At 68.3% G+C, this 11903-nt stretch carries 15 protein-coding genes; 10 read left to right on the forward strand and 5 right to left on the reverse strand.

Annotated elements, in window-relative coordinates; genetic code table 11:
- The first annotated feature begins 29 nt into the window (after positions 1–29).
- Both QTI68_RS27345 and QTI68_RS27350 read left to right on the forward strand, forming a co-directional pair.
- Positions 30–1121: an adenosine deaminase family protein gene (locus tag QTI68_RS27345; RefSeq protein WP_286526225.1), complete on the forward strand. Its 1092-nt coding sequence runs from the start codon at positions 30–32 to the stop codon at positions 1119–1121.
- Positions 1118–2104, forward strand: a complete 987-nt coding sequence (locus tag QTI68_RS27350) for a Bug family tripartite tricarboxylate transporter substrate binding protein (protein WP_286526228.1) — start codon at positions 1118–1120, stop codon at positions 2102–2104. The genes QTI68_RS27345 and QTI68_RS27350 overlap by 4 nt, the downstream gene beginning before the upstream one ends.
- A 9-nt stretch (positions 2105–2113) precedes the next feature.
- On the opposite strand, the gene QTI68_RS27355 is transcribed toward QTI68_RS27350, so the two are convergent.
- Positions 2114–2563: a CBS domain-containing protein gene (locus QTI68_RS27355; RefSeq protein ID WP_286526231.1), complete on the reverse strand. Its 450-nt coding sequence runs from the start codon at positions 2561–2563 to the stop codon at positions 2114–2116.
- Between the two features lie 136 nt (positions 2564–2699).
- On the opposite strand from QTI68_RS27355, the gene QTI68_RS27360 reads away from it, so the two are divergent.
- Both QTI68_RS27360 and QTI68_RS27365 read left to right on the forward strand, forming a co-directional pair.
- Entirely contained in the window at positions 2700–4010 is a 1311-nt protein-coding gene (locus QTI68_RS27360; RefSeq protein ID WP_286526233.1) for an O-acetylhomoserine aminocarboxypropyltransferase, read from the forward strand.
- Complete coding sequence (locus QTI68_RS27365; protein WP_286526235.1) at positions 4010–4804, forward strand: alpha/beta fold hydrolase; 795 nt, start codon at positions 4010–4012, stop codon at positions 4802–4804. Before QTI68_RS27360 ends, QTI68_RS27365 begins: the two co-directional genes overlap by 1 nt.
- Before the next feature lie 10 nt (positions 4805–4814).
- Here QTI68_RS27365 and QTI68_RS27370 read toward each other — a convergent pair whose 3' ends face one another.
- Genes QTI68_RS27370 through QTI68_RS27385 form a run of 4 tightly spaced genes read right to left on the reverse strand, consistent with a single transcriptional unit; the run spans position 4815 to position 8050 of the window.
- Positions 4815–5738: a DNA-processing protein DprA gene (locus QTI68_RS27370; protein ID WP_286526237.1), complete on the reverse strand. Its 924-nt coding sequence runs from the start codon at positions 5736–5738 to the stop codon at positions 4815–4817.
- 16 nt (positions 5739–5754) lie between these two features.
- Positions 5755–6417, reverse strand: coding sequence for an NAD-dependent epimerase/dehydratase family protein (locus QTI68_RS27375; protein ID WP_286526239.1), 663 nt, complete (start codon positions 6415–6417; stop codon positions 5755–5757).
- Positions 6414–6791, reverse strand: coding sequence for a thioredoxin family protein (locus QTI68_RS27380; RefSeq protein ID WP_286526241.1), 378 nt, complete (start codon positions 6789–6791; stop codon positions 6414–6416). Before QTI68_RS27380 ends, QTI68_RS27375 begins: the two co-directional genes overlap by 4 nt.
- A gap of 44 nt (positions 6792–6835) precedes the next feature.
- The gene (locus tag QTI68_RS27385; protein WP_286526242.1) at positions 6836–8050 is read right to left on the reverse strand and encodes a YihY family inner membrane protein; all 1215 of its coding nucleotides are present in this window, start codon (positions 8048–8050) and stop codon (positions 6836–6838) included.
- Here QTI68_RS27385 and QTI68_RS27390 point away from each other — a divergent pair.
- Genes QTI68_RS27390 through QTI68_RS27415 form a run of 6 tightly spaced genes read left to right on the forward strand, consistent with a single transcriptional unit; the run spans position 8037 to position 11901 of the window.
- Positions 8037–8513, forward strand: a complete 477-nt coding sequence (locus tag QTI68_RS27390) for a DUF2069 domain-containing protein (protein ID WP_286526244.1) — start codon at positions 8037–8039, stop codon at positions 8511–8513. The genes QTI68_RS27385 and QTI68_RS27390 overlap by 14 nt on opposite strands.
- Positions 8510–9931 carry an FAD-binding oxidoreductase gene (locus tag QTI68_RS27395; RefSeq protein WP_286526245.1) on the forward strand — a complete coding sequence of 474 codons (1422 nt, stop codon included), beginning with the start codon at positions 8510–8512 and terminating at the stop codon, positions 9929–9931. Before QTI68_RS27390 ends, QTI68_RS27395 begins: the two co-directional genes overlap by 4 nt.
- A 51-nt stretch (positions 9932–9982) precedes the next feature.
- Positions 9983–10252 (forward strand): type II toxin-antitoxin system CcdA family antitoxin, encoded by a 270-nt coding sequence (locus QTI68_RS27400; RefSeq protein WP_286526247.1) that lies wholly within the window; start codon positions 9983–9985, stop codon positions 10250–10252.
- A 1-nt stretch (position 10253) separates the two neighbouring features.
- Positions 10254–10568, forward strand: coding sequence for a CcdB family protein (locus QTI68_RS27405; protein WP_286526248.1), 315 nt, complete (start codon positions 10254–10256; stop codon positions 10566–10568).
- Between the two features lie 4 nt (positions 10569–10572).
- Complete coding sequence (locus QTI68_RS27410; protein WP_286526250.1) at positions 10573–11406, forward strand: thymidylate synthase; 834 nt, start codon at positions 10573–10575, stop codon at positions 11404–11406.
- Between the two features lie 3 nt (positions 11407–11409).
- Positions 11410–11901 (forward strand): dihydrofolate reductase, encoded by a 492-nt coding sequence (locus tag QTI68_RS27415; protein WP_286526252.1) that lies wholly within the window; start codon positions 11410–11412, stop codon positions 11899–11901.
- Positions 11902–11903: the final 2 nt, after the last annotated feature.

An 11903-nucleotide genomic window follows, 5' to 3' on the forward strand; every position in this document is an offset into this window, starting at 1 on the left:
ATTTCAGCGCCCTGCCTAGACTGGGCAGCATGCGCACTGCAGACACCGCCCTCCCCGACCCTCTCGAGTCCTTCCTGCGGGCGATCCCGAAGGTCGAGCTGCACTGCCACCTGTTCGGGACGGTCCGCCACGACACCTTCGCGGACCTCAACCGCCGCGCCGGCTCGCCGCTGGCCGACGACGAGATCGAGGGCTTCTACACCCGGGGCGAAAAGCCGGTCGGCGTGCTGCGGGTGCTGCGGGCGCTCGATGCCCAGTTGGTGCGCAGCGCCGACGACCTGCACCGGCTCACTTTCGAATACCTGCAGGACGCGGCGGCGCACCAGGTGCGCTACAGCGAGTTCTTCTGGAACCCGACCGGCACCGTGCACGCCTCCGGCATCGGCTACCGCCAGGCCCAGGATGCGATCGTCCGCGCGATCCACGATGCCGAGCGGGCGTTCGGCATCGTCGGCCGGCTGATCGCGGCGATCGACCGCGAAGCCAGCCCCGAGGCGGCGGTCGAGATGGTGCAGTGGGTCACCGCAAACCGACGCGACGAAGTGATCGGCATCGGCATCGACTACCGCGAGAACGATCGGCCGCCCGAGCTGTTCGCCGAGGCCTACCGCGACGCCCGGCGCGCCGGCCTCAAGACCACCGCGCACGCCGGCGAGTTCGGCATGCCCTGGACCAACGTGCGCACCGCGCTCGACCTGCTCCAGGTCGACCGCATCGACCATGGCTACACGGTGGTCGACCGGCCGGAATTCGCACGCGAATGCGCCGAGCGCGGCGTGCTGTTCACGGTCGTGCCGACCAACTCCTACTACCTGCGCACGCTGCCGCCGGAACGCTGGGCGCTCGACCACCCGATCCGCCGCATGCCGGGCCTGGGCCTGCGCATCCACCCGAACACCGACGACCCGACCCTGCACAAGGTCACGCCCACCGGCGCCTGGCGGATGATGGTGCGCGACTTCGGCTTCGGGCTCGACGAGCTGCGCGGCTTCATGCACAACGGCCTGGACGGCGCCTGGATCGACGATGCGCAGCGTCGCCGGTGGCGTGCCGACTGGAGCGCCGAATTCGACCAGCTCCGTGCCAGCCTCTCCCCGGACTCCTTCTTGCCGACCCCATGAAAAAACCCATCGCCAAACCCCTGCTCCTCGCCGCCGCCCTGCTGGGCACCCTGGCCGGCGTGGCCTCGGCCCAGCCGTCATGGCCCGGCGCCAAGCCGATCACGCTGATCGTCCCCTATTCGGCCGGCGGCAGCGTCGATTTCACGGCCCGCCTGGTCGCGACCAAGCTCGGCGAACGGCTCAAGCAATCGGTGGTGATCGAGAACGTGACCGGCGCCGGCGGCGCCATCGGCGTGGCCAAGGCGGTCAACGCGGCGCCCGACGGCTACACGCTGGTGGCCGGGCCGGACAGCGCGATCGCGATCGGCCGCCTGATCAACCCGGCCGCCTTCAAGTTCGATCCCCTGAAGGACCTGGCGCCGGTCGGCATGCTGAACACGGCGCCGATGGTGCTGGTCGCCCGTCCCGGCCTGCCGGTGAAGGATTTCGCCGATTTCGTGAAGCTCGCCAAGGCCTCGCCCGGCAAGTTCAACTACGCCACCTCGGGCGTCGGCACCGTGCTCCAGCTGGCGATGGAACTGCTGAAGGAGCGCACCGGGATCTTCGTCACCCACGTGCCGTACCGCGGCGGCGCCCAGATCGCGACCGACGTGATCGGCAACCAGGTCGACCTGGCGATGCTGGTCAGCACCAGCGCGATCCCGCACGTGACGGGCAACCGGCTGAAGGCGCTCGGCGTCACCGGCAGCCAGCGGCTGGAGGCCTTGCCCCAAGTGCCGGCCTTCGGCGAGATGCCGGGCCTGAAGGGCTTCGACATGGTGAGCTGGACCGGCATCTTCGCGCCGGCCAACACGCCGGCGCCGATCGTGAGCCGCCTGAACCAGGAGCTCAACGCGGTGCTGAAGGACCCCGAAGTGCGCGCCAAGCTGCAGGAGCAGGGCGCGCTGCCCGGCACCGGCTCGCCGGAGGACCTGGGTCGGTTCGTGAAATCGGAATACGCCCGCAACCAGAAGATCGTGCAGGCGGCCAACATCAAGGAGTGAGCCGCGGGCTCAGGACGACTCGTCCTCCGCCGGCCAGTCGCGGATGTACGCCTTCAGCATCTTGTTCTCGAAGTTCTGGCTGTCGACCACCGCCTTGGCGACGTCGTAGAAGCTGATCACGCCCATCAGCATGCGCTTGTCCATGACCGGCATGTAGCGAGCGTGGCGCTCCAGCATGATGCGGCGGATCTCGTCGAGGTCGGTTTCGAGGGTGCAGGTCACGGGATGGTCGTCCATCGCCTTGCGCACCAGGGTGCCGCCGACCTGGCCGCCGTTGGCGACGAGGGCGACGATCACTTCGCGGAAGGTCAGCATGCCGACCAGGTCGCCATGCTCCATGACCACCAGGGAGCCGATGTCCTTGTCGGCCATGACGTTGACCGCGCTGGCCAGGGGTTCGTCGGGCGTGACCGTGAAGAGCGTGTTGCCCTTGACGCGCAGGATATCGCTGACTTTCATGTAATTTGCTCCTCGCTTGCTCGGCGGCGTGCCGATTTGAATATAGCCCACAATGGCCGCCCGTCCACCGACCCGTGATTGACGCGCCGAGCCGCGCGTAACCGGGCATTGCAGAAACGATTCTCGAAAGGCGCTCATGTCCGGCTACTCAGACCCCGGCTTCGACACGCTGGCATTGCATGCCGGCGCCGCACCCGACCCCGCCACCGGCGCGCGGGCGGTGCCGATCCACCTCACGACCTCCTTCGTCTTCGAATCCAGCGACCATGCCGCGGCGCTGTTCAACCTGGAGCGCGCGGGCCATGTCTACTCGCGCATCAGCAACCCGACCAATGCGGTGCTCGAGCAGCGCGTGGCCGCGCTCGAAGGCGGCATCGGGGCGATCGCCACCGCCAGCGGCCAGGCGGCGCTGCACCTGTCGATCGCGACCCTCATGGGCGCCGGCTCGCACATCGTCGCCAGCACCGCGCTGTACGGCGGCTCGCAGAACCTGCTGCACTACACGATGCGCCGCTTCGGCATCGAGACCACCTTCGTCAAGCCCGGCGACCTCGACGGCTGGCGCGCCGCGATCCGGCCCGAGACCAAGCTGCTGTTCGGCGAAACCGTGGGCAACCCGGGGCTCGACGTGCTGGACATCCCGGCTGTCAGCGAGATCGCGCACGCCGCCCGGGTGCCGCTCCTGGTCGACTCCACCCTGACCTCGCCCTACCTGATCAAGCCCTTCGACTGGGGAGCCGACCTGGTCTACCACTCGGCCACCAAGTTCCTGTCCGGCCACGGCACCGTGATCGGCGGCGTGGTGGTCGACGGCGGCAGCTTCGACTGGGAGCGCTCGGGCAAGTTTGCCGAACTGACCCAGGCCTACGACGGTTTCCACAACATGGTCTTCAGCGAGGAGAGCACGGTCGGCGCCTTCCTGCTGCGGGCCCGCCGCGAAGGCCTGCGCGACTTCGGCGCCTCGATGAGCCCGCACACCGCCTGGCTGATCCTGCAGGGGATCGAGACGCTGCCGCTGCGCATGGCGCGCCACATCGACAACACGCAGAAGGTGGTCGAGTTCCTGGCCGCGCATCCGTTCGTGGCGCGCGTGGGCCATCCGCTGCTCGAATCACATCCCAGCCACGCGCTGGCCAACAAGCTGCTGCGCCACGGCGCCAAGGGCGCGGGCGCGGTGTTCAGCTTCGACCTCAAGGGCAACCGCGAGCAGGGCAAGAAGTTCATCGAGGCGCTCAAGCTCTTCAGCCACCTGGCGAATGTCGGCGACTGCCGCAGCCTGGTGATCCATCCGGCCAGCACCACGCACTTCCGCATGACCGACGAGGCACTGGCCGGCGCCGGGATCTCGCAGGGCACGATTCGCCTGTCGATCGGGCTGGAAGACCCGGCCGACCTGATCGACGACCTCAAGCGCGCGCTGAAAGCGGCGGAAAAGGCGGGTGCGTGATGCAGTTCGACGTCAACGGCCACGCCACCTACTGCTACACCGGCGGCAAGCCGCTCGACCCCGCCAAGCCGACGGTGGTCTTCATCCATGGCGTGCTCAACGACCACAGCGTCTGGATCCTGCAGAGCCGCTGGTTCGCCAACCACGGCTGGAACGTGCTCGCGGTCGACCTGCCGGGACACTGCAGGAGCGCAGGCGCGCCGCCCGCCAGCGTCGAGGACGCCGCCGCCTTCATCGTCGCGCTGCTCGATGCCGCGGGTGTCGCCAAGGCCGCGCTGGTCGGCCACAGCTTCGGCTCGCTGATCGCACTGGAAACCGCGGCGCGCGCGCCGGAGCGGGTCACGCACCTGGCGCTGGTCGGCACGGCCTACCCGATGACCGTGTCGCCGGCGCTGCTCGATGGCGCGCTCGACGACCCGCAGCGCACGATCGCGATGGTCAGCACCTTCTCGCATTCGATGCTGGCGCCGCCACTCGGCCCGGGGGTCTGGCTCGCCGGCAGTTCGCGGGCGCTGATGCGCCGCGTGCTCGCAAGCAACACCGACGCCAACGTCTTCCACATCGGGTTCAAGGCCTGCAACGACTACGCCAACGGCGAACAGGCGTTGGCCAAGGTGCAGTGCCCGGTGCTGTTCCTGCTCGGCGACGCCGACCAGATGACGCCGCCGCGGGCCGCCCGCTCGCTGGCGCAGAAGGCGCCGGGCGCCAAGGTCGTCACCGTCAAGGCCGGCCACGCGCTCATGAGCGAGGCACCCGACGCGGTGCTGTTCGCACTGCGCGACTTCCTGGCCTGAGCCGCCAAAACTATGGCACGGCGCGCAGTTGATCTGCTCGCCGTGCAACGACTTCCAGCATGGCCGGGTAGTCCGCGCGCGAAAAAATCGGTGTCGCGCCATGCTGAGCGACAAGCATCTTCGGCAGTGCGCTCGCCGTGCTGACGTTGGAACCGGCTTCGGGAAGGATGGCGAACACCGTCTGCGCGTCACGATGGCAAGACTCCGCATGTGCAGCCGAGGCGCTCTTTTCATTGCCCTCCACGAAAATGGACGCGCACGTCAGGCCCACCTGGATGCGGTGGCACGAGACGAGGCTGCCTGCAGTGGCCCCCACGCCCACCGGATGCTCTGAAACCCAGGCCCCGCCACCTTCCAGAATGCGATCCGCCAACGACCGGATCTTGGCCGGGCCGGCCCGCTCGAGCCCATGTGCAAGCACCGCGATCGACGAACTTTTGCCTTTCAGCGCGCCGGCGTGCGCTGCAGCATCGATTCCGATGGCCATGCCGTTCACGACCGGCCAGCCCTCGTCGGAGAGGTACTGAGATATCCGCTCCGCGATCGCCAGGCCATGCGGCGTTGCCCTGCGTGTGCCGACCACGGCCACGCCCGGAAGCTTGTCCAGCACGGCCATGTCGCCGCGCACGAACAACACGGGCGGCGCATCCGCGATCCGCCGCAGGGTCACGGGGTACCGATCGGACGACAACGGAACCGGTGCAATGCCCAGTGGCAAGCCCAGGTCGATGTCGCGCTGTGCGTCTCCGACCGACATGTTCACGGATGGCCTGGAAACGCCGGCGCGCTCGAGCACGTCGTTGATCGACATGGATCCAGCCCTATTGTCCGTCCGCAGGTCGTCAAGAAACTGACGCAGCGCAGCCCCCGCCAACCGGCCGGATCGCTGCATTGCCAGCGCCGCCACAGCGATGGCGATCTCGTTGTCACTCATGCTCCGGCGCCCGGCGTCAACGCAACGCGTTGATGTCCGCCATCTCGACCAGCGGACTCGGCGCGCCGCGCTTGGCGACGACCAGCATGGCGCGCCCGACCTGCTCGCTGGTCGTGACCGCATCGGGCCGCCAGCGGCGCACCAGCCCGAAGACCGGGTTGGCGACCACGTAGGCCCACCGGTACAGCGCCGTCTTCGAGCGCACGCCATGCATCGGCTGGATCATGCCGGGGCGGAACATGTAGGCGGCCTTGAAGGGCAGCCGCATCAGCGCGTTCTCGGTCGCGCCCTTGACGCGCGCCCACATGCGGGGGCCGCGCTCGGTGCTGTCGGTGCCGGCGCCCGTCACGTAGACGAAGGTCATCTGCGGGTTGAGCCGCACGAGCGTGCGCGCCACCCCCAGCGTGAGGTCGAAGGTCACGCGCTTGTATTCCTCCTCGCTCATGCCGACCGAGGAGACGCCGAGGCAGAAGAAGCAGGCGTCGAAGCCGGCGAGTTCGGCCTCGACCGCCGCGAGCTGTCCCGGGTCGGGCACGACCAGGTCGCGCAGCTTCGGATGCGTCTCGCCGCTCGGCCGGCGGCCGACGCAGAGCACCGCGGTCACGTCGGCATCGTGCAGGCATTCGCGCAGCACGCCCTGCCCCACCATGCCGGTGGCGCCGAAGAGAAGGATCTTCATCGGCCGCCGACCGAAAACGCCTCAGGCTCGCGCTGGAGCGCGCCCAGCAGGGTCGACACCTCGGGCGCCAGGGCCTGGGCCGGCTGGAGCGCGCCCAGCAGCCGCGCCAGTGTTTCGGCATGGGGCAGCAGCGGGCCGAGGAAGCGGGTGCCGGCCTCGCTGGCGATCAGGAGCGTCGGAAAGGTCTCGACGTCGAAGTCGTCCGCGATGTGCGCATGGTCCTCGATGTCGACCCACGCGAAACGGAATTGCGGATGGTCGCGCGCCACCGACTCGAACAGCGGCCGGTACTCGCGACAGGCGCCGCACCATTCGGCGCACAGGCAGACGACCCAGAGGCGATCGTCGGCGGCGGTGGTTGAGAAATCGGTCAAGGCAGTGTCGAAGGAACGAAGGGCTGGGGAGGAGTTCGGCGCCATTATCGATTCGCCAGCAAATCCTGCAGCCGCAGGCTTTCGAGAGGGCCTTGGGACCAGAGGCTGCGCAACGGCGGTGTGTGCGGCATCAGCAGCTCCCGCAGCAGCGGCTCCAGCGGCGTCGCGGGGCCCGCCAGCAGCACGAAGCGGGGATCGTCGTTGTCGCGTTCCTCGGCCAGCGGCGCGATCCAGTCGAGCGCGACCAGGGTTTCGAGCACCGGCGCGAGCTGCAGGGCGTCGACTCTCATGCGTCCCACCAGCTCGGCCGCGCCCAGGCCGCTGGCCGGTGTCGACCTGGCGGCATGCAGGTCCTGGAGCACCTCGACCGCCAGCTGCAGCGGCCACCCGGCCGCGCCGCCGCGCCGCGCCACCCCGGCCAGCAGGCTGGGCAGGTAGGCCGCGATCACCGCGCCCAGCAGCACGATCACCCAGGCCACGTAGATCCAGACCAGCAGGATCGGCACGGTCGCGAAGGCGCCATAGAGCACCGAGTAGGTCGGGACCAGGCTCAGGTAGTAGCCCAGCACCCGCTTGGCGAGCTCGATCGCCGTGGCGACGAAAAGGCCGCCCGCCCAGGCGTGCGACCACTTCACGTGGGTGTTCGGCACGTAGCGGTAGAGGGCCGTCATGCCGCCGGCCAGCAGCACGAATTCGAAGGTGTCGAACAGCAGCTTGACGATCGCGCCGCCCACCACCTCGCGCGAGGCCGAGAAGAAGGACGCCGTGGTGCTGAGGCTCAGTGCCAGTACCAGCGGACCGAGCGTGATCGCGGCCCAGTAAATCAGCACCCGCTGCGCCAGCGGCCGGGGCTTGCGCACCCGCCAGATGTTGTTGAGCGTCTTGTCCATGGTGAGGATCAGCGCCACCGCGGTCACCAGCAGCACCACCAGGCCGGCGACGCCGAGCCCGCTGGCCTTGCTGGCGAACTGGTTCAGGTAGCCCAACACCTGGCGCGCGATGTTGTCCGGGATCAGGCTGTCGATCAGCCAGCGCTGGACCCGGCCCTGCATCGTGCTGAACATCGGGAAGACGGTGAACAGGGCCGCCGCCACGGTGAAGAAAGGCACCATCGCGATGGTGGTGGTGAAGGTCAGGCTGCTCGCGGTCAGGCCAAGCCGGTCCTCGCGGAAACGCTCGCCCAGCACCGCCGCCGTGTTCCCCCAGGGAAAGTGCGAAAGATCCCTCCAGAACTGCCAGCGATTCATGGCCGGTATCATGCCGCATGGGCTCCCCCGAGGCTTCGCGCACGGCGTGTCGCTTCACCTTCCTGTGATCAATTCCTCTCTCCCTTCCTCCTCCGTTTCCGCCACCCGATGGCTTGCCGTCGGCAGCCTGGTCGGGCTGATCGTGCTCGGGCTCGCCTGGGAGCTGTGGCTGGCGCCCTTGCGGCCGGGCGGTTCGTGGCTGGCGCTCAAGGTGCTGCCGCTGGTGGTGCCGCTGGCCGGCCTGCTGAAGAACCGCATGTACACCTATCGCTGGGTCAGCCTGATGGTCTGGCTCTATTTCACCGAAGGCGTGGTGCGCGCCTGGAGCGACACCAATGGCGTCGGCCAGGTGCTGGCGCTGGTCCAGGTCGTGCTGTGCCTGGCGCTTTTCACGGCCTGTGCCTGGCATGTGCGGCTGCGGCTGCGCAACGCGGCCCAGGCGCGCAAACTCGAAATCGAAAGGGCGACGCCATGAGCGTTCTGTTGGAGAAGCTGCGCGCGATCGTCGGCGCGGCGAACGTGCTCACCGAAGGCGACCTCGGCGCCTGGGAGCAGGACTGGCGCAAACGCTCGCGCGGCAAGGCGCTGGCGGTCGTGCGGCCGGGCGATACGCGGCAGGTCGCCGAGGTGGTCCGGGCCTGCGCCGAAGCCGGCACCTCGATCGTGCCGCAAGGCGGCAACACCGGGCTGGCGGTCGGCTCGACGCCCGACGAGAGCGGCACCCAGGTGCTGCTGAGCCTGCAGCGGCTGAACGCGATCCGCGGCATCGACGCCGCCAATCTCACGATGACGGTCGAGGCCGGCTGCGTGCTTCAGACCCTGCAGGAGGCGGCGCGCAACGCCGGCTTCCTGTTCCCGCTGAGCCTTGCGGCCGAAGGCAGCTGCACCATCGGCGGCAACCTGGCGACCAACGCCGGCGGCACGCAGGTGGTGCGCTACGGCAACACGCGCGACCTGTGCCTCGGGCTCGAGGTCGTGACGCCGCAGGGCGGGATCTGGGAAGGCACCAGCGGCCTGCGCAAGGACAACACGGGCTATGACCTGCGCGACCTGATGATCGGCAGCGAAGGCACGCTCGGCGTCATCACGGCGGCCACCATGAAGCTCTACCCGCTGCCGGCGGCCCAGCTCACGGCCTGGGCGGCCGTGCCGTCGCTCGACCACGCGGTCACCCTGCTGGGCCTGGCGCACCAGCGCCTGGGGGCCGGCCTGACCGGTTTCGAGGTGATGGGCAAGTTCGCGCTGAGCCTGGTCGACAAGCACTTCCCGGCCCTGCGCGTGCCATTCATCGACGACGCGTCCGTTCCCTGGTGCGTGCTGCTCGAGAACTCCGACAGCGAATCGGAGGACCATGCCCGCAGCCGCTTCGAGGCCTTGCTCGAAACCGCCTTCGAAGCCGGCTGCGTGACCGACGCGGTGGTGGCAGAGAGCCTCACGCAGGCGCACCAGCTCTGGCACATCCGCGAAAGCATCCCGCTGGCGCAGGCCGAGGAAGGCCTCAACATCAAGCACGACATCTCGATCGCGGTGTCGCGCATCCCGGCCTTCGTGGCCGAGACCGACGCGCTGCTGGCGCGCGAGATCCCGGGCGTGCGGCTGGTGAATTTCGGCCACCTCGGCGATGGCAACCTGCACTACAACGTGCAGGCGCCCGAGGGCGGCGACAGCAAGGCCTTCCTGCGCGACCACGAGGACCGGATCAACACCCTGGTCTACGACGCGGTCGAGAAGTTCGATGGCTCGTTCTCGGCCGAGCACGGCGTCGGCTCGCTCAAGGTCGACAAGCTCGAGAAGCACAAATCGCCGGTGGCGCTCGAGATGATGCGCGCGATCAAGCGCGGGCTGGACCCGCAGAACATCCTGAATCCGGGGCGGGTGATCCGACTGGCCTGAGGTTCCGATGCGCGTAAACTATGCGCATAGTTCATGCTTGGAGAGCGCCCCATGCTTCGCTTCGACAAAGCCCCGAAGAAAGCCACCAACCTTTCGCTGAACAGCAAGGTGCTGGAGGCGGCGCGCGAGCTCGGCATGAACCTGTCCCAAACCGTGGACGAACTGCTTGCAGAAGAGGTCAAGCGACGCTACTGGGCGAAATGGGCGGAAGAAAGCAAGGACGGGATCGCCGCCTACAACGCCAGGATCGCAAAGGAAGGCTTGCCGCTGGCCAAGTACCGCACTTTTGCACGCAGCCTGGGCGACGGCAAGAAAGGCTGACATGGCGCGCTTCGATGTCTATTCGAATCCGGACGCAACCGATCGCGCGGCCATTCCGTTCATGCTGGACGTCCAGAGCGACTATCTCGAAGGTCTGGACACGCGCGTGGTCATCCCGCTCTTCACCACCGCCCGCTTCAAGACCAGGGTGCGCACGCTGAATGCGGAGCTTCGGGTCGCCGGAAAGGAGGTTGTCATGGACACCGCCTCGATCGGCGCCATTCCCTCGACGGAGCTGCGCCGACCCGTCGCCAATCTTTCCGACCAGCAGCTCGAAATTCAGGACGCGCTCGACGCATTGTTCGCAGGCTATTGACGACATGACCCCCCACCCCATCCGCTCCCAATACGAAGACTTCATGCGCCACGTCGACAGCACCGGCGTACAAAAGGGCGACCGCACCGGCACCGGCACCAAGAGCGTGTTCGGCTACCAGATGCGCTTCGACCTCAACGAGGGCTTCCCGCTGGTCACCACCAAGAAGGTGCACCTGCGCTCCATCATCCAGGAACTGCTCTGGTTCCTGACCGGCTCGAGCGACAACAACTGGCTCAAGGAGCGCGGCGTCACGATCTGGGACGAATGGGCCCGCGAAGATGGCGACCTGGGCCCGGTCTACGGCGTGCAATGGCGCAGCTGGCCGACGCCCGACGGCGGCCACATCGACCAGATCCAGCAGGTGATCGACACCCTCAAGAGCAACCCCGACTCGCGCCGCATCATCGTCAGCGCCTGGAACGTGGCCGAGCTCTCGAAGATGGCGCTGATGCCCTGCCACGCCTTCTTCCAGTTCTACGTGGCGCCGCCGCAAGCCCCTGGCGAGCGCGGCAAGCTGAGCTGCCAGCTCTACCAGCGCAGCGCCGACATCTTCCTCGGCGTGCCCTTCAACATCGCGAGCTACGCGCTGCTGACGCACATGGTGGCGCAGCAATGCGAGCTGGATGTCGGCGACTTCATCTGGACCGGTGGCGACTGCCATATCTACAGCAACCATGCCGAGCAGGTCGCTCTGCAGCTGAGCCGTGCACCGCGCGCCTATCCGACGCTGGTCATCCGGCGCAAGCCGGCCTCGATCTTCGACTACCAGTACGAGGATTTCGCGGTCGAGGGCTACGACCCGCATCCCGCGATCAAGGCGCCCGTGGCGGTCTGACAGATGCGTGTCAACCTGCTCCTCGCGCGCGCCGCCAACGGCGCGATCGGACTCGGCGGCACGATGCCCTGGCACCTGCCCGAGGACATGGCCCACTTCAAGCGCCAGACCGCGGGTGCGCCCGTGATCATGGGCCGCAAGACCTGGGACTCGATCCCGCCGCGCTTCCGTCCGCTGGCCGGCCGGCGCAACATCGTGGTCACGCGCAATGCCGACTGGCAGGCCGAAGGCGCAGAGCGGGCAGGAAGCTTGCCGGAAGCCATCGCCCTGTGCGAACACGCCCGCAGCGACGAAGCCTGGGTGATCGGCGGCGCCCAGATCTACGCCGAGGCGGAGCCGCTGGCCCAGCGCGTGGTGCTGACCGAGATCGCGCGCGACTACGAGGGCGACGCCTGGGCCCCCGCCTTCGATACCGGCTGGCACGAGACCGCGCGCGAATCGCACATCGCGGCCAACGGCCTGCCGTTCAGCTTCGTCACGCTGGAGCGGCGCTGAGC

This window comes from Variovorax sp. J31P207 (assembly GCF_030316965.1).
In the GTDB taxonomy this organism is placed as follows: domain Bacteria; phylum Pseudomonadota; class Gammaproteobacteria; order Burkholderiales; family Burkholderiaceae_C; genus Variovorax; species Variovorax ginsengisoli_B.